Below are 21560 nucleotides of genomic sequence, written 5' to 3' on the forward strand. Positions count from 1 at the left end.
GACATGGGGAAGGCCAACCGGGTCCGCTACTCGCGCTGGGACGGCACACAGGTCGGCTTCGACCTCGATGCCACCAGCATCTTCGAGGAGATCACCGATGACCTGCTGTACCACGGCGACCTGAACTCGGCGCTGCGGCGCGCCATGCAGTCCGGCTTCAAGGACCGCAACGGTGAGCAGGTGAAGGGCCTGCGCGAGATGTTGGAGGAGCTGCGGCGCAAGCGTCGCGAGGCGCTCGAGCAGCACGACCTCGGCGGGGTGTACGACGACATCGCCCGCGAGCTGCGTGAGGTCGTGGAGACCGAGCGCGAGGCCATCGACGAGATGGCCAGGGAGGCCCGCGAGTCGGGCGACGAGCGTCGCCAGGAGCTCACCGAGCAGGTGGCGGCCGAGCGCCACGCCTCGCTCGACCTGCTCTCCCCGGATCTCGCCGGCATGGTCCGCGACCTCGAGAACCACGACTTCACCTCCTCGGAGGCCCGGGAGCAGTTCGAGGAGCTGGTCGAGAAGCTGCGCGAGCAGCTCATGCAGCAGTACGTCGACCAGATGGCCGGGGCGGTCGAGGACATGAGCCCCGAGGACATGGCCCGGATGAAGGACATGTTCGCCGAGCTGAACCAGATGCTCGAGCAGCGCCAGCGGGGCGAGGAGCCCGACTTCGACGGGTTCATGGAGCGCTACGGCGACTTCTTCCCGGAGAACCCGCGGGACCTCGACGAGCTGCTCGAGGTGATGGCGCAGCGCATGGCGGCCGCCCAGGCGATGCTCAACTCCATGACGCCCGAGCAGCGGGCCCAGCTCCAGGCGCTGTCCGACCAGCTGCTCGAGGACATGGATCTGCGCTGGCAGATCGACCAGCTCGGCCAGAACCTGCAGGGCATGTTCCCCGACCTCGGCTGGAACCGTCGCTACGACTTCTCGGGTCAGGACCCCCTCGACATGTCCTCGGCCACCCAGATGCTCCAGGAGCTGGGCGACATCGACCAGCTCGAGAACCTCCTGCGCGGGGCCACCTCACCCGGCGCCCTGGCCGAGGTCGACCTCGACCGGGCCCGCGAGCTTCTCGGCGACGACGCCGCCCGCAGCCTCGAGCAGATGGCCGAGCTGGCCCGCCAGCTCGAGGAGGCCGGTCTGATCGAGAACAAGGAGGGTCGGCTCGAGCTCACGCCCCGCGGCATCCGCCGGATCGGGCAGAACGCCCTCGACGACCTCTTCGCCAAGTTGGCCCACGACAAGATGGGCCAGCACCAGATCACCCGTCTGGGGGTGGGGCACGAGCGGGATTTCTCCACCAAGCCCTACGAGTTCGGCGACGCCTTCAACCTCGACATCGGGGCCACGGTGCGCAACGCCATCCGCCGCGGCGGCACCGGCACCCCGGTGCGGTTGACGCCCGACGACTTCGAGGTCGAGCGCACCGAGCAGCTGGTGCGCTCGAGCACGGTGCTCATGTTGGACCTCTCGCTCTCGATGCCGATGCGCGACAACTTCCTGCCGGCCAAGAAGGTGGCCATGGCCCTGCACTCGCTCATCACGTCGCAGTTCCCTCGCGACTACATGGGCATCGTCGGCTTCAGCGAGGTGGCGCGCGAGCTCAAGGCCGAGCAGCTGCCCGAGGTGTCGTGGGACTTCGTCTACGGCACCAACATGCAGCACGCCTTCCAGATCAGCCGGCGTCTGCTGTCGCGCCAGACCGGCACCAAGCAGATCATCATGATCACCGATGGTGAGCCGACCGCCCACATCAGCGGTTCGGGCGAGGTGTACTTCAACTACCCGCCCGTGCGCGAGACGGTCGACGCCACGTTGCGCGAGGTCGTGCGCTGCACCAAGGACGGCATCCGCATCAACACGTTCATGCTCGACCCCACGCCCCACCTCCAGGACTTCATCTCCAAGATCAGTGAGCTGAACAAGGGTCGGGCCTTCTTCACCACCCCCGAGACGCTCGGCGACTACGTGCTGGTGGACTTCATCGAACAGAAGCGCCAGCTCCTGCGCGGACGCCGCGCCGGCTGACGAACTCGGGTTTTTCCGCTTCCCCCTTGCGCCGACGGCCTGATCGGGTCATGATCACACCGTTGTAATTACACCTGTGGTAAGAGGGCGTCGGCGGTAGGCGGACGTGCAGCCACAGGTCAGCACGGGGGGTGTGTGGCCCTTCGTGGGGAGGAACCATGCACGAGCCCACCGCCATCACCGCCACCGAGGAGAAGAGTTGGCAGGACCTCGCCAACTGCCTGGGTGTCGACCCCGACCTGTTCTTCCCCGAGCGTGGCGCCTCCACCCGTGAGGCCAAAGAGGTCTGCCGCGGCTGCGTCGTGCAGGGCGAGTGCCTCGAGTACGCCCTCGCCAACGGCGAGAAGTTCGGCATCTGGGGCGGCATGAGCGAGCGCGAGCGCCGTCGCATCCGCCGTCAGCGGGCCCTGGCCCGCGCCGCCGCCGCCGACGCGGCCTCGGCCACCGCCTGATCGTCGCCTGATCAGCTCCCGGGGCCTCGCCCCCGGCGTTCGGCCCGCTGTCGGAGCCGGGCCGCGATGGTGACGTCGGCCGACAGGTCGAGCTCGCTCCATCGCGATGGTGGGGTGGCGGCCAGCACCGCGTCGGGCACCAGGCCCACCAGCTCGGCCCGGGCGATGCGGGCCCGCTCGGCCACGGCATCGAAGACCTGCGCGGGCCCCACCTGCAGGGGGTCGACCAGGTTCATCGACACCTGCACCTCGTCGCCGACGGCCAGCCCCAGCGCCCGCACGCCGGGACCTCGGATCTCGCGGGCCACCGCTCGGGCCAGATCGAGATCGGAGTCGACCAGCCACAGGTTGTAGGCCACCAGCACGGGCCGGGCCCCGACGGCCACGGCGCCGGCGGTGGGGTGTGCGGTGGGGGGACCCGTGTCGGGGACGAGCGTGGTGAACGCCCCTCGCCGGATCTCGGGCAGGGTGCGCTCGGGCCCGTAGAGGAAGCAGGGCAGCCCCAGCTCGTCGGCGGCCCAGCGGGCGTACCGGTCGCGGGCGGCGAGGGCGTCGCCCTCCGTCGAGCCGTCGAGGGCCACGAAGGGCACCACGTCGACGACGCCGATGCGGGGGTGGGCTCCGGCGTGGGTGCTGACGTCGAGGTGCTCCACGGCGGCCTGGGTGAGCGCCCGGGGGGCCGACTCGCCCACCAGGGTCCAGACCGACCGGTGGTGGTGGACGCAGCTGTGCACGTCGAGGCAGTCGGGCCCGACGGCGTCGGCGAGCGCGGCCAGCACGGTCGCGGACCGTCCCTCGCTGAGGTTCACCACGCATTCGAGCACGGCCCGATCCTCGCTCACCGGGAGCCTCGTCACCAGCCCGGACGCGCCACGGGCCACCCTCGAGGGGTGGCCCGTGGTCCAGGATGTGGTGGGGAGGGCTCAGCCCAGGTCGGAAGCGGCGTGCACCGGGATCCGGCGGGCTTTCAGGATGCGACGACGCTGTCGCTCCGAGGTGCCGCCCCACACGCCGTGGTCGATCCGGTTGGCGAGGGCGTACTCGAGGCACGGCTCGCTGACGGGGCAGGTGGCGCAGATGCGCTTGGCGTGCTCGACGCCCACGCCGTCACTCGGGAAGAACGTGGTGGGTGGTTCGTGGCGACAGTTGCCGTTCTCCATCCAGATGTTGGTGGTGTCCATGCCGGTCGCCTCCGATGCGGCCTGTGTCCGACGTGCCGGTGGGCCGAGCGACGTGCGGACCTCCGTGGCCCGTCGCCTCCCTCGCTCGGAGAGCAGGTCGTGAAGGGCAAGGTACGCAGGGACCGTGAAAGCAGGCATAAGCGCCTCGGATCCACCCCGGGCCCGGCACCTCCACTGCCCGTCGGCGCCGCTACCCTGCGCCCTCGGACCGACGAGGAGTGCCGTGCCCGACGACCGGCCGAGCGACGCCGACACCCCCACCACCGAGCAGCCGGCGCCCCTCCGGGAATCGCCGACCTGGCCCCTGCCCGCGAGCGACCCCGAGCCCCCGCCGGTGCCGGCCGAGGTGTCCCCGTCGCCGTCGGAGCCTCCGCCTCCGCCCCGGGCGTGGCCGGGAGGGGCGGTCCCGCCGGGACCGCCGCCCGGACCGCTGCCGGGACCGCCGCCGGGACCGCCGCCGGGACCGCCGCCGGGACCGCCGTCCGGCTACCCCGGCCCGGCCGAACCGTCGCCCCCGGCCTGGCCGGCCAGCTCGGCGCCGCCCCAGTGGGGTGGCGGGGTCCCGCCGGGGCCGCCGCCGATCCCTCCGGCCCTCCCCTACGCGCCCGGGCCGCCGCCGCGGGGGGTGCGCGCCGCCGTGGTCGTGGTGGTGGCCCTCGTGGTCGGCGTGGTGGCCTCGGCCCTCACCGCCGGGTTGTTCCTGGTGGTCGACGGCGACGACTCGCGTGGCGGCGCCAGCCGGCTGGTCGACGGGGAGCCGCTCGACATCCAGGCCCTCCTCGAGAAGGCCCAGCCCTCGGTGGTGGCCATCGAGACCGGCCAGCGCAGCACCACCAACGTCTACGGCGGGGCCGGCAGCGGGGTGGTGGTCAGCGACGACGGGCTGGTGCTCACCAACGCCCACGTGATCGGTGGCGCCACCGAGATGCGAGCCACCACGTCCAGCGGCCGCACCTACGAGGCCGAGCTGGTGGGCTCGTCCCCGGCCGACGACGTGGCCCTCATCCGCCTGGTCGACGCCAGCGGTCTGGTGCCCGCCGAACTCGGCAGCTCCGACGACGCCGAGGTGGGCGACGAGGTCGTGGCCATCGGCAACGCCCTCAACCTCGGTGGCCCCCCGAGCGTCACCCAGGGCATCGTCTCGGCCAAGGAGCGGGTCATCGAGGCTCCGCAGATCACCCTGCAGGGCCTGCTGCAGACCGACGCCGCCATCAACCCCGGCAACTCGGGCGGTCCCTTGTTGAACGCCGCCGGCCAGGTGATCGGGATCAACACGGCCATCATCAACGACGCCCAGAACATCGGCTTCGCCATCCCCATCGACAGCATCCGTCCGCTGCTCACCGACCTGGAGGAGGGCCTGGGTCAGATCACCCCGGACACCGCGTTCCTCGGGGTCATCACCATCGCCGTCGACCAGGTGAACCCCTCGGTGCTCGACCAGTACGAGGTCGAGAGCGACGAGGGGGTCTTCGTCTCGGAGTTGGTGGCGGGCTCGGCGGCCGTCGACGCCGGCCTGCAGCTGGGCGACGTGATCGTGGCCGTCGACGGCGACGACGTGCAGCGGCCCACCGACGTCCAGGACGCGGTGCAGGCGCGATCCCCGGGCGACGAGATCGAGCTCGAGATCGAGCGCGAGGGGCGGCGCCTCACCCTCTCGGTCACCCTGGGCAGTCGGGGGACGACGGGTGACTGAGACCCACCTGTAGGGTTGAGCGGTCCGGATGGGCACCCCGTGCCCGCCCGCTGCCGCCTGATCCGAAAGAGCCCCCGCGATGTCCATGACCGATCTCTCCGAAACCGAAGGTCCCCCGCGGGGCCGGGTCCGCGTGATCTACCTCGGGCCGGTCGCCCCTCACTGGGACGTCCAGGGCGAGTCCGAGGTCCGCGGCCTGGTCGACGACTTCCGGGCCCGGGTCAACGCCCGCCTGTTGCTCCTCCCTCCGCACGACCCCCAGTTCCGCCGCAACCGCGAGCGGGTGGTGCGCGACGCCGAGCGCGAGCGTCTCACCCTCGAGTGGGACCTGGGCCTGCCCGACGAGTGATGACACCCTGGCGCCGCGACCGACGGAGGTCGTCGTCGCGAACGCCAGGTGAACGGCCCCGTCGGGCCCCGATCCGGGCCGGAGCGCCCCTGTAGGCTCGGCCCATGTCCGCACCCTTCGAGGTCTCTGCCACTGCCGACGGCGGTTCCACCATCGGTGTGCGGCGATCGGTGGAGGAGCTCACGGCCGACGAGCTGGCCTCGTCGCCGCAGCGCTTCTTGAACCGCGAGCTCTCCTGGCTCGACTTCAACGCCCGGGTGCTCGCTCTGGCCGTCAACCCCGACGTGCCGTTGCTCGAGCGAGCCAAGTTCGTCGCCATCTTCAGCCAGAACCTCGACGAGTTCTTCCAGGTCCGGGTGGCCGGGCTCAAGGACCAGGTCGCGGCCGGGTTGCCCAAGAAGACGGTCGACGGTCGCACCGCCGCCCAGCAGCTCAGCGAGATCCGAGAGCGCCTCGACGACCTGTTGGGCTACGCCAACTCGATCTTCTTCGACCGGCTCGTCCCGGAGCTGGCCGACGCGGGCCTCGTCTACTCCGGCTACGACGAGCTCGACGACGACGACCGCAAGTACCTCGACGAGGTCTTCACCGACCGCATCTTCCCGGTCCTGACCCCCCTCGCCGTCGACCCGGGGCATCCGTTCCCCTACATCTCGGACCTGTCGCTCAACCTGGCCGTGGTCGTCCTCGACCCGGTCGGGGGCGAACGGCGCTTCGCTCGGGTCAAGGTGCCCAACCTGCTGCCCCGCTTCGTCGTGATGCCCGACGGCGAGCGCTTCGTCCCCCTCGAGCAGGTCATCGCCGCCCACCTGCGGGTGCTGTTCCCGGGCATGGAGCCCGGCGACCACTTCGCCTTCCGCGTCACCCGCAACGCCGACCTCACCCTCGAAGAGGAAGAGGCCGACGACCTGCTGGAGGCGGTGGAGATCGAGCTGCGCCGCCGGCGCTTCGGGCGCGCCGTGCGCCTCGAGGTCGCCGAGGACGTCTCGCCGGAGATCCTCGAGCTGCTCCAGCGCGAGCTCGATCTCGACGACGCCGACATCTACCTGTGCCCGGGGCCGGTGGACCTCAGCGGGCTGTGGGCGATCCGGGGCCTCGACCGGCCCGACCTCGAGGACCCCCCGTGGACGCCCATCACCCAGCCGCGGCTGCGGCCTTTGTCCGACGAGCCCGTCGACCTGTTCGCCGTGTTGCGCGACGGCGACGTGCTGGTCCACCACCCCTACGAGTCGTTCTCGACGTCGGTCGAGGAGTTCATCCGCCAGGCGTCGGCCGATCCCAGGGTGTTGGCCATCAAGCTCACCCTGTACCGCACCTCGAGCGACACCTCGATCATCAAGTCGCTGGTGCGGGCGGCCGAGCGGGGCAAGCAGGTGGCCGCCCTGGTGGAGCTGAAGGCCCGCTTCGACGAGAAGCAGAACATCGGGTGGGCCCGCCAGCTGGAGAAGGCGGGCGTCCACGTGGTCTACGGCCTGATGGGCCTCAAGATCCACACCAAGACCACCCTGGTGGTGCGCGAGGAGGACGACGGCATCCGGCGCTATTGCCACGTCGGCACCGGCAACTACAACCCCAAGACGGCCGGCCTCTACGAGGACCTGGGGCTGCTCACCGCCGACCCCCTGATCGGTTCGGACCTCACCCAGCTGTTCAACCTGCTCACCGGCTTCGCTCGCGAGCCGGGCTTCGGCAAGCTCTTGGTCTCGCCCACGACCGTGCGCCCCGGCATCACCTCGCTCATCGAGGCCGAAGCGGCGCGAGGTCCCGAGGGGCGCATCGTGTTGAAGATGAACAGCCTGGTCGACGCCAAGATCATCGACGCCCTCTACGCCGCCTCGCAGGCCGGCACCCCGATCGACCTGATCGTGCGGGGCATCTGCTGCCTGCGGCCCGGGGTGCCCGGGCTGTCGGAGAACATCCGGGTGCGCTCCATCGTCGGCCGCTACCTCGAGCACTCCCGGGTGTACCACTTCGCCCACGGCGGCGACGACGACGGACCGGTGTTCTACATCGGCTCGGCCGATTTGATGCCCCGGAACCTCGACCGACGGGTCGAGGCCCTCGTCCCCATCGACGAACCGGCGCTGCAGGCCCGGCTCGTCGAGGTCCTCGACGTGAACCTGGCCGATGACTCGCTGGCCTGGTCGCTCGGTCCGGACAGCACCTGGCACCACCATCGCGGGCCCGACGGCGTGGAGACCCACCGCCGCCTCCAGCAGCTGGCCCTCGAGCGACGCAGCGCCGACTGACCCACGACGACGATGGCGGACGCCAGCTTGGAGCAGGAGATCAAGATGGCGGCGTGGCCGGGCTTCGAGCTGCCCGACCTCGCCGAGGTGGCGCCGGGCGTCGGCGTCGCCGAGGCCCCGACGCTCGAGCTCGACGCCGTCTACGTCGACACCCACGAGTTGGACCTGGTGCGTCGGGGCGTGTCGTTGCGTCGCCGGACGGGCGAGGGCGCGACCCGCTGGACGCTCAAGCTGCCGGCCACGGCCCCGTCGGGAATCGCCTTGTCGCGTCGGGAGCTCGACGTGGTGAGCGACGCCCACGAGGTGCCCGCCGAGCTGGCCGATCTGGTCACGGCCTGGGTGCGACGCCAACCCCTGGGCCCGGTCACCACCATCCGCACCACCCGGCGCCGGCACGTCCTGACGGGCGCCGACGGCTCGGAGCTGGCCGAGCTTGACGACGACGAGGTGTCGGTCGTCGATGCCGACGACCACGTCGCCGTCCGGTTCCGTGAGATCGAGGTCGAGCTGGCCGCAGGCGGCTCTCCCGACCTGTTGACCCTGGTGGCGGCCTCGTTGTCCGAGGCCGGCGCGGGGGCTCCCGATCGGACCACCAAGGTGGTGCGGGCGTTGGGCCCCCGAGCCCTGGCGCCCCCGGACCTGGCGCCCGCCGAGGTCGGGCCCGGGTCCACCGCGGCCGAGCTGGTCGTCGCCGCCCTGCGGGCGTCGGTGAGCCAGGTGCTCGACCACGATCACGTCATCCGCCTCGACGACGACGTCGAGGGGGTGCACAAGGCCCGGGTCGGCACACGGCGGCTGCGCTCGAACCTGCGCACCTTCGGGGCCGTCCTCGACCACGGCTGGGCCGACGGCCTGCGCGCCGAGCTGGCGTGGCTGGCCGGCGAGCTGGGGGTGGTGCGCGACACCGACGTCCTCCTCGACGCGCTGTGGCGGGACGTCGCCGGGCTCGACGAGCGGGACCACCCGGTCGGGGCGTCCGTCCTGGCTCACCTGGTCGACGAGCGTCGCCGCCAGGTCGCTGCTCTGCTCACCGTCATGCGCACCGACCGCTACGTCGACCTGCTCGAGCACCTCGTCGAGGCCGCGGCGCGTCCCCGCTTCGGCCCGGACGCCCACCGGCCGGCCGTCGACGTGGTCCCGGGCCTGGTGGCCGAGCGCTGGAGGAAGCTGCGTCGGACGGCTCGGGACCTGGGGGACCACCCGAGCGACGACGAGCTGCACCGCGTGCGCATCCTCGCCAAGCGCACCCGGTACGCCGCCGACGCCGCCGAGCCCGTCGTCGGTGACGCCGCGTCGGGTCTGAGCTGGGCGGTGGCCCACCTGCAGGACGAGCTCGGCGAGCTGCACGACACCGCCGTGGCGATGGACTGGCTGCGGGGCCTCACCCCGCGGCTGACCCACGCCGAGGCCATGGTGGCCGGCCAGCTGGTGGCTGCCCAGCGTCGGCTGGCAGCCGAGCGGCGGGGCTCGTGGCGGGCCGCCTGGAAGGCCTGTGACACCAAGGCCCTCACCGGTTGGCTGCCGTGACCTCTCGGAACGACGACGGCGGAGGGCGAACCCCACCGAGAGCCGATGCCCCCATCGAGGTGCGCGCCGCCGGTGGGGTGGTGTGGCGGGTGGCCGACGGTGTGGCCGAGGTGGCCCTGGTCCACCGCCCCAAGTACGGCGACTGGACCTTCCCCAAGGGCAAGCTGGAGGAGGGCGAGACCGACGAGGAGGCCGCCCGCCGCGAGGTGCACGAGGAGACCGGCTTCGAGTGCGTGCTCGGCCACGAGCTCCCGACGGTGCGCTACGTCGACGGCAAGGGACGCCACAAGCAGGTGCGGTACTGGGAGATGACCATCGCCGATGGCTCCTTCACGCCCAACGACGAGGTCGACCGCCTCCAGTGGCGGGACCTGGCCGAGGCCCGGTCCCGGCTCACCTACGGCCACGACGCCGAGCTGCTCGACGCCTTCGAGACCTTCGCCGTCGAGGGTCCGGGCGCGGTCGACGGTCCGGGCCCCGGGTGAGCACGCCCCCGACGTCGAGAAACGGCCACCTGTCGTTCACTCTCAGTTCACCTGACGCCCCCTGGCTCGTCACCTTCGACTCCTAGCGTTCACCCGTCCACGAGTCGGCCACCTGACGTTCACCGAGGAGTCACCTGCCGCGTGTCGACGTTCTCCCGCCTCACGCGAGCCACGGTGGCGCTCGGCCTGGTGGCCGTGGCCCTGGTCGCGTCCGGTTGTGCCGGTGCGGGCGCCCGCACCATCAACGGCTCGGGGGCCACCTTCCCCAAGTTGTTCTACGAAGAGGCCATCGCCGAGCTCGAAGAGGTGAACGACGAGATCGTCGTGAACTACAACGCGGTCGGCTCCGGGCAGGGCAAGAAGGACCTGTCGGCCGGCACGGTCGACTGGGCCGGCTCGGACAGCCTGGTCAAGGACGACGAGGTGTCGAACTTCGATCGGCCCTTCCTCTACTTCCCGAGCGTCGCCGCGCCGATCACCGTGTCCTACAACCTCCCCGGTGTCGAGGGCCTGCGGCTCTCCCAGGACACGCTCGGATCGATCTTCATGGGCGAGATCGAGCGGTGGGACGACGCGGCCATCGCCACCGACAACCCCGACCTCGAGCTGCCGTCCACGCCGCTCACCGTGGCCGTTCGATCGGACGGCTCGGGGACCACCTCCAACTTCACCAAGTACCTCGAGCGGGCGGCGCCCGAGGTCTTCACCGTCACCGCCGGTGACACCGTCGCCTGGCCCCGGGCCCAGGCGGCCCGGGGCAACGCCGGTGTCGCCCACCTCATCCAGGACACCCCCGGGGCCATCGGCTACGTCGACTACTCCGACGCCAAGCCCTCGGGCCTGGCGCTGGCGTCCGTCCGGAACCGCAGCGGCAACTACGTGGCCCCCTCGCTCGAAGCCGCCTCGGCGGCCCTGGCGGGGGCGGAGCTGAACGACGACCTGACCTACGACCCCCTCGATGCCGACGGGCCGGAGGCGTACCCGATCACCGCGCCCACCTACATCCTCGTCTACGAGACCTATCCGGAGGACTCCACCGTGGAGAACCTCAAGGTCTGGCTGCGCTGGGTGCTCGGCGAAGGCCAGGACGTGGCCGCCGTCGTCGACTTCGCCCGGCTGCCCACCAACGTGCTCGAGCCGGCACAGGCCCAGATCGACCGGATCCAGGTGGGTTGACGTGAAGCGCTCGTCACCCGCTCCCGGTCGGCCGACCCTGCGATCCCAGCGCGGCGAGCTCCTCTCTCGGGGCGCCACGAACGCCGGCGACCAGCTCTTCCGGATCGTGGCGCTGGGGGCCGGGCTCACGGTCCTCGCCATCCTCGTGCTGATCGCGGTCTCGACCACCCGGGAGGCCTGGCCGGCGTTCTCCGCCGAGGGTCTCGGGTTCGTGACCCGGGACGACTGGGTGCCGGCCGAGGGGCGCTACGGCGCGCTGGCCTTCGTCTACGGGACCCTGCTGGTGTCGTTCCTCGCGTTGGTGATGGCCGTCCCGGTGAGCGTCGGCATCGCCCTGTACGCCAACGAGGCCGCCCCTCGGCGGTTCCGACGCCCGGTCGTCTACCTGCTGGACCTCCTCGCCGCCGTACCCTCGGTGGTCTACGGGCTGTGGGGCGTGCTGGTGCTGGCCCCTGCTCTGCAACCCGTCTTCGCGTCGATCGCCGACGCGGTGGACGGCTGGCCCGTCCTCGGGGCCGTGTTCGGCCCGGGCTCGAGCGGACGCTCGTTCCTCACCGCCGGGATCATCCTCGCCATCATGATCACGCCGATCATCACCTCGCTGTCGCGCGAGGTGATCGCCACCGTCCCCGCCTCCCAGCGCGAGGCCGCCTACGGCATGGGCGCCACCCGTTGGGAGATGATCCGCTCCGCCGTGCTGCCCTGGAGCCAGGGGGGCATCGTGGGGGCGGTGATGCTGGGGCTCGGGCGGGCCATGGGCGAGACCATCGCCGTCGCCCTGGTGATCGGCTCGACGCCGCAGATCACCGCCGACCTCTTCGCCCCGGGCGATGCCATGGCGGCCGTCATCGCCAACCAGTTCGGCGAAGCCGCCGGCTTGCAGCGGTCGGCGCTGATCGGCTTGGGGGTCGTCCTCTTCGCCATCACCATCGTGGTCAACGTCGGAGCCCGCGTCGTCGTCGGTCGAATGGACCGAAAGCTCGGAGGAGCCTGACATGGCCGGCCACGAACCCGACGCGACGGACCTCCTCCGCTCGACCACCAGCACCAGCCGCCGCGTCCGCGATCGCGTCGCCACCGTCTGGATGGTCGGGTCGCTGCTGGTGGCGGTGGTGCCCCTCGCTCTGGTGGTGGGCTACGTGACGACGAAGGGCATCGGGCTGATCGAGCCCGGGTGGTTCACCGAGCGGATCAGCGTGCGCAGTCGCATCGCCGGCGGGGGCATGGCTCCCGCGATCGTGGGCACCCTGGTCATCACCGGCCTGGCCAGCCTCATGGCGGTGCCGCTCGGCATCCTCGGGGCCATCCACCTCAACGAGTACGGAGGGACGGGACGCACCGCCCGACTCATCCGTTTCGTGTCCGACGTCATGACGGGCGTGCCGTCGGTGGTGATGGGCTTGTTCGTCTTCACCGTCTGGACGGTGAACTTCGGGTTGTCCGCCTTCGGCGGGGCGCTCGCCCTGGCGTGCCTGATGTTGCCCATCGTGATCCGCTCGAGCGAGGAGATGCTGCGCCTCGTCCCCGACGAGCTCCGCCACGCCAGCTACGCCCTCGGGGATCGCAAGTGGCACACCATCCTCAAGGTCGTGTTGCCGTCCGCCGCCGGAGGGCTCACGTCGGGGGCGATGCTGGCGGTCGCTCGGGCCGCAGGTGAGACCGCCCCGTTGCTGTTCACCATCGGCGTGGCCCGGGTGGTGAACCCGAACATCCTCGACGGCCCCACCACGGCGCTGTCCGTGCAGATCTTCGACAACGCCCAGAACCCCTTCCTGGCGGCTCAGGACCGGGCCTGGGCGGCCGCCTTCACGCTCGTCGTCATCGTGTTCCTGCTCACCCTCGGCGCCCGGGCGGTCTCCGCCCGCATCGGGCGTGGACGAGGGGCGTGACCATGTTCGCCCTCTCCGTGCTCCCATCTCCCGTGAGGCCTCTCGATGCCCAGTGATCCTCAGCCCACGCTCCTCGCCGCCGCGGACGACCGCCGCACGGTGACGTCGGGAGCCGACGCCCCCATCGGCCGCACCGTCTTCGACGTGCGCGACCTGCACGTCTACTACGGGGGGTTCCGGGCCGTCCGAGACGTGGACCTGAAGGTCCACGAGCACGAGATCACCGCTTTCATCGGCCCGTCGGGCTGCGGGAAGTCGACCGTGCTGCGCTGCTTCGACCGGATGAACGACCTCATCGAATCCGCCCGGGTGGAGGGCCAGATCCTCTACCACGGACTGGATCTCTACGATCCGCGCATCGACCCGGTCGAGGTGCGCAAGCGCATCGGGATGGTCTTCCAGAAGCCGAACCCGTTCCCGAAGTCGATCTTCGACAACGTGGCCTACGGCCCCCGGCTCAACGGGATCCGCAAGGGGCTCGACGAGATCGTCGAGAAGGCCCTGCGCTCCGCGGCGCTGTGGGACGAGGTCAAGGACCGTCTCGGCCACTCGGCCCTGGGGCTCTCGGGTGGGCAACAGCAGCGCCTGTGCATCGCCCGGGCCATCGCCGTGGAGCCCGAGGTCGTGCTCATGGACGAGCCCTGCTCGGCGCTCGACCCCATCGCCACGGCTCGGATCGAGGACCTCATGGCCGAGATCCAGTCCGAGTACACGATCATCATCGTCACCCACAACATGCAGCAGGCGGCCCGGGTGAGCGACCGCACGGCGTTCTTCACCACCGAGGTGAACCCCGACGGCGATCAGCGCACCGGACTGCTGGTGGAGTACGACCGCACCGACCAGATGTTCTCGGCCCCGGCCGACGAGCGCACCGAGAACTACATCACCGGCCGCTTCGGCTGATCCCGGCAGCGGGGCCGGCGTCCGACCGCAGCCCGGGGTCGGGCCGGCACGACGGGTGGCTTCGCCCCGTGGATGGTGACCGCCGTCGCAGGCGCGCCCCAACTGTTCACCTCGGCGCAACGTGGTCGTTCACCTCGGCGACACTGCTCCGACAGGCGGGCTTCTTATGGTGCCGGCTGCACGCTCACGAATGACGTGCGTCCCCGAGCTCCACAGGAGAACCCACCTTGCGTACCCCCACCCGGCGACGTGCCGCATTCGTTGCGACGCTCACCGCTCTCGCCCTGACCGCTGCCGCCTGCGGCGACGACGACAACGGTTCCAGCTCCGACACGACCGAAGCCTCCGAGAACGGCGGCGGCGGCGGTTCGGTCTCCGGCCAGGTCAACCTCGACGGTTCCAGCACGGTCGGGCCCCTCGCCGAGGTGGCCGCCGAGCTGTTCATGGACGAGAACCCCGACGTCCGCGTGACGGTCGCCATCTCCGGCACCGGCGGCGGCTTCGAGAAGTTCTGCATCGGTGAGACGGACGGCAACAACGCCTCGCGTGAGATCAAGGACGAGGAGATCGCCCAGTGTGACGAGAACGGCATCGCCTACGACAACATCACCGTCGCCAACGACGCCCTCTCCGTCGTCGTCAACCAGGACAACCCCATCGACTGCCTCACCGTTGACCAGATCAGCCAGATCTGGGACGAGGGTTCCACCGTGTCCACCTGGGGCGACGTCGAGGGCATCGACGCCGGCGACTTCGCCAGCACGAGCATGACCCTCTACGGTCCGGGCAGCGACTCCGGCACCTTCGACTTCTTCACCGACGAGATCAACGGCGAAGAGGGCAAGATCCGCACCGACTACACCGACATCGGTGAGGACGACGCCGCCGCCGTGGTGGGCGTGTCCGGTGAGGCCGGGGCCATGGGCTATATCCCCTACTCCTACTTCCAGGAGGCCCAGGACGAGGTCAAGGCCCTGCAGATCGACGACGGCAACGGCTGCGTCGACGGCACCCTCGAGAACGTCCAGGCCGGCGAGTACACCCCCCTCGGGCGCCCGCTGTTCATCTACGCCAGCGATACCGCCCTCGCCCGTCCCGAGGTGGTGGCCTTCATGGAGTTCACCATCGAGAACGCCGAGGAGATCGCCGAGATCGGCGGCTACGTGCCCCTCACCGACGAGCAGAAGGAAGAGCAGCTGGCCAAGGTTCAGGCCCTCGCCGGTTCCTGAGCCACTCGTGACCAGTAGGGAATCGACAAGAGAGGAATCTCCGTGACCTCGGTCGACATGGTGGTCTCCGGCGTCGGCGCTCCTCAGCGCCGCACGCTGGAGGCCACCAGCCCTCGCTACGGCGAGAAGATCATCAAGCTGTTGCTCCTCGCCTGCGCGGCGCTGTCGGTGGCCGTGACCACCGCCATCGTCATCTCGCTGCTCCTGCCGGCGATCAGCTTCTTCCAGGAAGTGCCGGTCATGGAATTCCTGACCGGCACCCAGTGGGCGCCGTCGTTCGCCACCCCCAGCTTCGGTGTGCTCCCGATCGTGGTGGGCACCCTCATGGTGGTGGTGATCGCGTTGTCGGTCGCCATCCCCATCGGCCTGGCCTCGGCGATCTACATGTCCGAGTACGCCCCGCACCGGGTGCGCAAGATCCTGAAGCCGGTGCTCGAGGTGCTCGAGGGCATCCCCACGGTGGCCACCGGCCTGTTCGCCTTCTGGTTCTTGCGGCCCCTGGCCGAGGACCTCCTGCCCTTCCTCCCCTGGCAGGGCCCCTTCTCCATCGGCGTGGCCGGCTTCGCGGTGGGCCTGCTCATCGTCCCGCTGGTGGCGTCGGTCTCCGACGACGCCATGCGGTCCGTGCCCCAGGGCCTGCGCCAGGGCGCCTACGCCCTGGGCGCCAGCAAGCTGAAGGTGTCGCTGCGGGTGGTGCTCCCCGCCGCCATCTCCGGGATCATCGCCGCCTTCGTCCTGGGTGCCTCTCGGGCCATCGGCGAGACCATGGTCGTGCTCATCGCCGCCGGTGCCGGCAATCCCAACCTCAGCTTCGACCCCACCCAGGGCATCCAGACCATGACCGCCTTCATCGGCGGTCGGGCCACCGGCGACATCGCCACCGGCACCCTCGACTACGACACCATCTTCGCCGTGGGCCTCCTGCTGTTCCTCTTCACCCTGGGCATGAACATGCTCGCCATCCGCATGGTCCACCGCTTCCGGGAGGTCTACGAATAGATGTCCGAGCTGACCAAGGACCCACCGGCCGCTCGAGGAGGTGCCCGTCTCGCCGTGAGCGGTGCCCGGGCGGCTACCCATGACGTGTTCGGCCAGCGGTCGAAGTTCGACCGGTACTCCAACGTGGTCTTCCTGGCGCTCATGCTGCTGGGCATCTCCGTGGCCATCGCCTCGATCGCGGGGATCCTCATCTGGGCCCTCATCGAGGGCTGGCCCCGCCTCGACACGGCCCTGATCACTGAGGGGCCGTCGACGGTGAGGCCGGAGACGGCGGGCTACCGCACCGCCATCATGGGCACGCTCTACGTGATCGGCGGGGTGCTCCTGCTCATCGTGCCCCTCGGGGTGGGCGCGGCCCTCTACCTCGAGGAGTACGCCGACAAGACCCGCTGGTACAACCGGCTCATCGAGCTCAACATCCAGAACCTGGCGGGCGTGCCCTCGATCGTCTTCGGCATCCTGGGCCTGGCCTTCATCGTGCGGGGTCCCCTCTCGCTCGGCTTCGTGGCCGCGGCCGGCTCCATGACCCTGGCCCTGCTGGTGCTCCCCACCGTGATCCTCGCCTCCCGCGAGGCCATCCGAGCGGTGCCCCCCTCCATCAAGGAGGGCTCCCTGGCGCTGGGGGCCACCCAGTGGCAGACGATCCGCCGCCAGCTCCTCCCCGCGGCCATCCCCGGCATCCTCACCGGGGTGATCCTGGCCATCGCCCGGGCCATCGGCGAGGCCGCGCCGCTGCTGCTGGTGGGAGCGGTCACCTTCGTGACCTTCAACCCCAAGCTCTTCGAGGACGGCTACTCGGCCCTGCCCGTCCTCATCTACAGCTACGCCGGACGACCCCAGGACGAGTTCCGGGTGCTGGCCGCCGCCGGCGTCATCGTGATGCTCGTCCTGCTGCTGCTCGTCAACTCGGTGGCCGTGTGGCTCCGCAATCACTACGAACAGGAATGGTAGGCGGCTGAACATGTCCGAGAACCTCGAACTGACCAAAGAGGTCCCCCCCGTGACCGACCCCACCACCCGGCGCGAGGCCGGCCTGCCGATCGACGGCGCCGAGCCCCACCACGCCCCCGCCGACGACGCCCTCCGCGAGCACGTCTTCGAGCTCGACGAGGTGTCCGTCCACTACGGCGACGTGCTGGCGGTCGACCGGGTCTCGATGGAGATCGCCGAGAAGGAGATCACCGCGCTCATCGGCCCCTCGGGGTGTGGCAAGAGCACCCTGCTGCGCTGCCTCAACCGCATGAACGACCTCATCCCCGCGGCCCGGGTCAGCGGCTCGCTGCGCTACCACGGGGCCGACGTCTACGGCCCGACCGTGGACCCGGTCCAGGTCCGCAAGGTCATCGGGATGGTGTTCCAGAAGCCCAACCCGTTCCCGAAGTCGATCTACGACAACGTGGCGTTCGGGCCCCGCACCACGGGGATGAAGGGCAACATGGACGACATCGTCGAGGAGGCCCTGCGGGGCGCCGCCCTGTGGGAAGAGGTGAAGGACCGCCTCAAGGACAACGCCTACGGCATGTCGGGCGGGCAGCAGCAGCGCCTGTGCATCGCCCGGGCCATCGCCGTGCAGCCCGACGTCATCTTGATGGACGAGCCCTGCTCGGCCCTCGACCCGGTGTCCACCGCCCGCATCGAGGACCTGATGATGGAGATCAAGAACACCTACACGATCGTCATCGTCACCCACAACATGCAGCAGGCCGCCCGTGTCGCCGACCGTACCGCCTTCTTCACCGTGCTGGCCGACGACGAGACCAGCAGCCGCACCGGTGTGCTGGTGGAGTACGACACCACCGACACCATCTTCGCCAACCCGTCCGACGAGCGGACCGAGCGATACGTCACGGGTCGGTTTGGCTGAGGAAGTCCCCCTCCGGCTCCACTACTCGGCCGAGCTCGAGCAGCTCTCGCTGCAGGCCGAGATGATGGGGGTGCTCGTCGACGAGAACCTCGAGCGCATGCGCGACGTGCTGCGCACGGGCGACCTCGTGCTGGCCGAGCGGGCGATCAGCGCCGACGACACCATCGACGACATGAACGTGTCGCTGACCGAGCGCTGCTACGAGCTGCTGCGCCGAGAGGCCCCCGTCGCCGGCGACCTGCGCCTCATCGTCTCGGTGCTGCGGGTCACCTCGGAGTTCGAACGGATCGGCGACCTCTCGCTACGGGTCTGCAAGCTGGCGCCCGAGCACCGCTTGCTGACGCTTGCGCCGCGATCGTTCGACATCTTGTTGACGATGGCCGACGACGCCCTCCATCGCTTCCGGGAGGCCTTGCGGGCATGGTCGGCCATGGACGAGGCGCTCGCCGAGCAGGTGGCCAACGAAGTCCGCGTCAACTTCTCCACCCAGCAGCTGGTGGAGTCCATGCTCTCCTACGACGGTCCCGAGGCGGTGCCCGCGGCACTGAATACGCTGGTGGCGGGACAGGCACTCGACCGGATCACCGATCATGCTGCCATCCTGGGGGCGAGGGTTCGCTACCTCATCACCGGCGATCCGACCCACCTCGCCGCCGAAGTTCGTTGAGCAGAGACCACGGGCCATCCGAGGGCACCGGGACAGGACACGAGATGCCAGAGGCGCGCAAGCCCTTCCACCAGGAGCTGGACGAGATCCGCGACGACATCGTGCGGTTGGCGGCGATGCTCGGCGAGTTCATCCCCCGGGGCACGCAGGCGCTGCTGACCAACGACATGGGCGGGGCGCAGGCGCTGATCGAGGCGGACGACGAGGTCGACGCCCTCACCCTGCACATCGAGGAGCAGTGCTACCACGTGCTCGCCCTGCAACAGCCGATGGCCAGCGACCTGCGCTGCATCGTGACGGCCATGTGGCTGACCGCCGAGATCGAACGGTCGGCCGACCTCATGATCAACGTGGCCAAGGGCGCCCGGCGCATCTACGGCGCCGGCCTCGACGCCCGGGTCAGGGGCCTCATCGAGCGCATGGCCGAAGAAGCCGCCCGCCTCTACAAGCTGGCCATCGACGCCTACGTGGAGCGCAACGCCGGTCTGGCCGCTGCACTCGACGACATCGACGACTCGCTCGACGACCTGCACAACGACTACATCCAGGCCATCTTCGAATCCCACGCCGGCCAGACGGTGGACCTCCAACAGGCCGTGCAGCTGGCCCTCATCGGTCGCTACTACGAGCGCATCGGCGACCATGCCGTCAACATCGGCGAGCGGGTGCAGTACATGGTCACCGGTTGGCTCCCCGAGCACAGCGGGGCCGCTCGGCTCCAAGCCCGCTCGGAGATGGCCGGCGAGGGGATCAGCGGACGGGTCGGCTCCGACCTCGAGTCCGGGGCCGGTACCACGGCGTGAACGGGGGGCCGGTGGCCTTCGGCCTCACCGGTGTCGAGCTGATCGGCGGGCTCGCCGTCGCCCTCGCGACCCTCGCGCTCGGCGTGGCCGTGGGCATCTACGCCGACCGTCGTCGGTCCGTCCGGGCCGCCTCCGAGGCGCTCGAGCGGGCGGGCGTCGACGTGCCCCACGAACCGATCGGCCTCCCCGGGGTCTTCGCCCTCGTCGAACGGGCACTGGTCGATCGCACGAGAGCGCTGGCCGACGCCGACGGCACAGGTGCGTTGCTGCGCGCCGCGCTCGAGGGGCTCCCCCAGGGCGTCGTCGTCGTCGACGGTCGCGGCGAGGTCGTCGAGCGCAACTCCGCCGCCGCCGCCTTCGTGGCCGCCCGCCACGCCGACGCGTTGGTCGAGGCGGCCGTGGCGGAACTGGTGGACGAGGCGCTCGAGGGACGGGCCGACCAACGGGTCCTCGAGCTCTACGGCCCCCCATGGCGCGTCGTGGTCGTCGACGTCGCTCCCATCTCGGCCGACGACGGCAACGCCGTGGTCGTCATCATCGACGACGTCACCGAACGGCGCCGCCTCGAAGCGGTGCGCAAGGACTTCGTGGCCAACATCAGCCACGAGCTCAAGACGCCGGTCGGGGCCATCGGCTTGTTGGCCGAGACCCTGCTCGGCGAGGACGACCCCGAGGTCGTGGCCCGTCTCGCCGGTCGCATCCAGACCGAGGCCCTGCGGGTGGGCCACACGATCGAGGACCTCCTCGAGCTCTCGCGCATCGAGACCACCGGCATGGCCCCGGGGGCGACGTTCGCCGTGCACGACGTGGTGGCCGAAGCGGTCCGGCGCATCCAGCCGGCCGCCGAGCAGGCCGGGATCGTGCTCGACCAGAGCGGCGTCGACGTGGGCGTCGAGCTCAGCGGCGATCGGCGCCAGCTCACCTCGGCCGTCTCCAACCTGCTCGACAACGCCGTGAAGTACTCCGACGCCGGCTCCACCGTCGAGGTCGCCGCCCGCCTGGGCGACGACGGCCGCCTCGCCCTGTCGGTCGCCGACCGCGGCATCGGCATCCCGGCGCGCGACCTCGAGCGGATCTTCGAGCGCTTCTACCGGGTCGACCAGGGCCGCAGCCGCGACACCGGTGGCACCGGCCTCGGCCTGGCCATCGTGCGCCACGTGGCCGCCAACCACGACGGCACCGTCGAGGTCGAGTCCCGCCTCGGCGTCGGGTCCACGTTCTCGCTGCACCTCCCGGCCCACCTGGTCCCCGATCCCACCCCCACCTCCACCACCACCCCTGCACAGGAGCTCGCCCGATGACCACCCTGACCTCGGTCCTCGTCGTCGAGGACGAGGATTCGTTCATCGACGCCCTCACGGTCGGACTGGCCCGCGAGGGCTTCAAGGTCTCGGTGGCCCGAGACGGCGCCGAGGCGCTCGACATGTTCGACGACGTGAAGCCCGACCTGGTGCTGCTCGACGTCATGTTGCCCAAGGTCTCGGGCCTCGACGTGTGCCGTGAGCTGCGCGGCCGGTCGTCGGTGCCCATCATCATGGTGACGGCCAAGGGGGCCGAGATCGACACCGTGGTGGGCCTCGAGGTGGGCGCCGACGACTACGTCACCAAGCCCTACCGCCTGCGCGAGCTGGTGGCGCGCATGCGGGCCGTGCTGCGGCGCCTCCCGAGCGATGGGGGCGCCCCGGACCTGTCCGCCCTGACCGTGGACGAGGTGCTCGCGGTCGGCGACGTCAGCCTCGACCACCAGCGCCACGAGGTCACGGTGCGCGGCGAGGAGGTGCGCCTGCCCCTCAAGGAGTTCGAGCTGCTCGCTCTGCTGCTCGAGAACGCCGGCCGGGTCCTCACCCGCGACACGCTCATCGACCGGGTGTGGGGGGCCGACTACGTGGGCGACACCAAGACCCTCGACGTCCACGTCAAGCGCCTGCGGGCCAAGGTCGAGCCGGACCCGGCCAACCCGGTCCACATCGTCACCATCCGGGGCCTGGGCTACAAGTACGAGGTCCCTCGCTCCTGACGAGGACCCGCCGCCCCTGGGCGCCTCGCAGCGAGACCGCGCCGTCGCGCGG

Annotated in this window: 21 protein-coding genes; 19 read left to right on the forward strand and 2 right to left on the reverse strand. The window is 70.6% G+C overall.

The window, feature by feature from the left end; all coding sequences use genetic code 11:
• Positions 1-3: 3 nt before the first annotated feature.
• Entirely contained in the window at positions 4-2019 is a 2016-nt protein-coding gene (locus LUW87_RS17140; protein WP_232672423.1) for a vWA domain-containing protein, read from the forward strand.
• Between the two features lie 158 nt (positions 2020-2177).
• The gene (locus tag LUW87_RS17145) at positions 2178-2471 is read left to right on the forward strand and encodes a WhiB family transcriptional regulator (protein ID WP_232672424.1); all 294 of its coding nucleotides are present in this window, start codon (positions 2178-2180) and stop codon (positions 2469-2471) included.
• Positions 2472-2482: 11 nt separating this feature from the next.
• On the opposite strand, the gene LUW87_RS17150 is transcribed toward LUW87_RS17145, so the two are convergent.
• The gene (locus tag LUW87_RS17150) at positions 2483-3313 is read right to left on the reverse strand and encodes a hypothetical protein (protein WP_232672425.1); all 831 of its coding nucleotides are present in this window, start codon (positions 3311-3313) and stop codon (positions 2483-2485) included.
• An 81-nt stretch (positions 3314-3394) separates the two neighbouring features.
• Entirely contained in the window at positions 3395-3652 is a 258-nt protein-coding gene (locus tag LUW87_RS17155) for a WhiB family transcriptional regulator (protein WP_283251225.1), read from the reverse strand.
• A 625-nt stretch (positions 3653-4277) separates the two neighbouring features.
• On the opposite strand from LUW87_RS17155, the gene LUW87_RS17160 reads away from it, so the two are divergent.
• From LUW87_RS17160 to LUW87_RS17240, 17 genes are all read left to right on the forward strand, one after another.
• A complete protein-coding gene (locus LUW87_RS17160) occupies positions 4278-5348 on the forward strand; it encodes a S1C family serine protease (protein ID WP_232672426.1) in 1071 nt (356 codons plus the stop codon).
• 79 nt (positions 5349-5427) lie between these two features.
• Positions 5428-5697, forward strand: a complete 270-nt coding sequence (locus LUW87_RS17165) for a hypothetical protein (RefSeq protein WP_232672427.1) — start codon at positions 5428-5430, stop codon at positions 5695-5697.
• 104 nt (positions 5698-5801) lie between these two features.
• Positions 5802-7946: an RNA degradosome polyphosphate kinase gene (locus tag LUW87_RS17170; RefSeq protein ID WP_232672428.1), complete on the forward strand. Its 2145-nt coding sequence runs from the start codon at positions 5802-5804 to the stop codon at positions 7944-7946.
• 12 nt (positions 7947-7958) lie between these two features.
• Positions 7959-9473: a CYTH and CHAD domain-containing protein gene (locus LUW87_RS17175; protein WP_232672429.1), complete on the forward strand. Its 1515-nt coding sequence runs from the start codon at positions 7959-7961 to the stop codon at positions 9471-9473.
• Positions 9470-9958: an NUDIX hydrolase gene (locus LUW87_RS17180; protein ID WP_430300544.1), complete on the forward strand. Its 489-nt coding sequence runs from the start codon at positions 9470-9472 to the stop codon at positions 9956-9958. Before LUW87_RS17175 ends, LUW87_RS17180 begins: the two co-directional genes overlap by 4 nt.
• Before the next feature lie 141 nt (positions 9959-10099).
• Positions 10100-11134, forward strand: coding sequence for a phosphate ABC transporter substrate-binding protein PstS (pstS, locus tag LUW87_RS17185; protein ID WP_232672430.1), 1035 nt, complete (start codon positions 10100-10102; stop codon positions 11132-11134).
• A 1-nt stretch (position 11135) separates the two neighbouring features.
• Positions 11136-12128, forward strand: a complete 993-nt coding sequence (pstC, locus tag LUW87_RS17190; RefSeq protein ID WP_232672431.1) for a phosphate ABC transporter permease subunit PstC — start codon at positions 11136-11138, stop codon at positions 12126-12128.
• Position 12129: 1 nt separating this feature from the next.
• The gene (gene pstA / locus LUW87_RS17195; protein WP_232672432.1) at positions 12130-13023 is read left to right on the forward strand and encodes a phosphate ABC transporter permease PstA; all 894 of its coding nucleotides are present in this window, start codon (positions 12130-12132) and stop codon (positions 13021-13023) included.
• 45 nt (positions 13024-13068) lie between these two features.
• Complete coding sequence (gene pstB, locus LUW87_RS17200; RefSeq protein ID WP_249420585.1) at positions 13069-13929, forward strand: phosphate ABC transporter ATP-binding protein PstB; 861 nt, start codon at positions 13069-13071, stop codon at positions 13927-13929.
• 227 nt (positions 13930-14156) lie between these two features.
• Positions 14157-15158, forward strand: coding sequence for a PstS family phosphate ABC transporter substrate-binding protein (locus LUW87_RS17205; protein ID WP_232672433.1), 1002 nt, complete (start codon positions 14157-14159; stop codon positions 15156-15158).
• A gap of 57 nt (positions 15159-15215) precedes the next feature.
• Positions 15216-16157 carry a phosphate ABC transporter permease subunit PstC gene (gene pstC / locus LUW87_RS17210; protein WP_249420612.1) on the forward strand — a complete coding sequence of 314 codons (942 nt, stop codon included), beginning with the start codon at positions 15216-15218 and terminating at the stop codon, positions 16155-16157.
• A complete protein-coding gene (gene pstA / locus LUW87_RS17215; protein WP_232672435.1) occupies positions 16158-17108 on the forward strand; it encodes a phosphate ABC transporter permease PstA in 951 nt (316 codons plus the stop codon).
• A 10-nt stretch (positions 17109-17118) separates the two neighbouring features.
• Entirely contained in the window at positions 17119-18021 is a 903-nt protein-coding gene (pstB, locus tag LUW87_RS17220; protein WP_232672436.1) for a phosphate ABC transporter ATP-binding protein PstB, read from the forward strand.
• Positions 18014-18688 carry a phosphate signaling complex protein PhoU gene (phoU, locus tag LUW87_RS17225; protein WP_232672437.1) on the forward strand — a complete coding sequence of 225 codons (675 nt, stop codon included), beginning with the start codon at positions 18014-18016 and terminating at the stop codon, positions 18686-18688. Before pstB (LUW87_RS17220) ends, phoU (LUW87_RS17225) begins: the two co-directional genes overlap by 8 nt.
• 44 nt (positions 18689-18732) lie before the next feature.
• On the forward strand, positions 18733-19491 hold the full coding sequence (gene phoU, locus LUW87_RS17230; protein ID WP_232672438.1) for a phosphate signaling complex protein PhoU: 759 nt from the start codon (positions 18733-18735) through the stop codon (positions 19489-19491).
• Positions 19492-19502: 11 nt separating this feature from the next.
• Positions 19503-20792, forward strand: coding sequence for a sensor histidine kinase (locus LUW87_RS17235; protein WP_232672439.1), 1290 nt, complete (start codon positions 19503-19505; stop codon positions 20790-20792).
• A 5-nt stretch (positions 20793-20797) separates the two neighbouring features.
• Positions 20798-21508: a response regulator gene (locus tag LUW87_RS17240; RefSeq protein WP_232672565.1), complete on the forward strand. Its 711-nt coding sequence runs from the start codon at positions 20798-20800 to the stop codon at positions 21506-21508.
• Positions 21509-21560: the final 52 nt, after the last annotated feature.

The sequence above is a fragment of the Rhabdothermincola salaria genome (assembly GCF_021246445.1).
Lineage (GTDB): Bacteria > Actinomycetota > Acidimicrobiia > Acidimicrobiales > Acidimicrobilacustridaceae > Rhabdothermincola_A > Rhabdothermincola_A salaria.

Excerpts from the sequence above, each read along its gene's own strand:
- LUW87_RS17140 (WP_232672423.1), top strand. The coding sequence starts at position 4 with ATGGGGAAGGCCAACCGGGTCCGCTACTCGCGCTGGGACGGCACACAG.
- LUW87_RS17145 (WP_232672424.1), top strand. The coding sequence starts at position 2,178 with ATGCACGAGCCCACCGCCATCACCGCCACCGAGGAGAAGAGTTGGCAG.
- LUW87_RS17155 (WP_283251225.1), bottom strand. The coding sequence starts at position 3,652 with ATGGACACCACCAACATCTGGATGGAGAACGGCAACTGTCGCCACGAA.
- LUW87_RS17165 (WP_232672427.1), top strand. The coding sequence starts at position 5,428 with ATGTCCATGACCGATCTCTCCGAAACCGAAGGTCCCCCGCGGGGCCGG.
- LUW87_RS17170 (WP_232672428.1), top strand. The coding sequence starts at position 5,802 with ATGTCCGCACCCTTCGAGGTCTCTGCCACTGCCGACGGCGGTTCCACC.
- LUW87_RS17175 (WP_232672429.1), top strand. The coding sequence starts at position 7,959 with ATGGCGGACGCCAGCTTGGAGCAGGAGATCAAGATGGCGGCGTGGCCG.
- pstA (WP_232672432.1), top strand. The coding sequence starts at position 12,130 with ATGGCCGGCCACGAACCCGACGCGACGGACCTCCTCCGCTCGACCACC.
- pstB (WP_249420585.1), top strand. The coding sequence starts at position 13,069 with ATGCCCAGTGATCCTCAGCCCACGCTCCTCGCCGCCGCGGACGACCGC.
- pstC (WP_249420612.1), top strand. The coding sequence starts at position 15,216 with ATGGTGGTCTCCGGCGTCGGCGCTCCTCAGCGCCGCACGCTGGAGGCC.
- pstA (WP_232672435.1), top strand. The coding sequence starts at position 16,158 with ATGTCCGAGCTGACCAAGGACCCACCGGCCGCTCGAGGAGGTGCCCGT.
- pstB (WP_232672436.1), top strand. The coding sequence starts at position 17,119 with ATGTCCGAGAACCTCGAACTGACCAAAGAGGTCCCCCCCGTGACCGAC.
- phoU (WP_232672438.1), top strand. The coding sequence starts at position 18,733 with ATGCCAGAGGCGCGCAAGCCCTTCCACCAGGAGCTGGACGAGATCCGC.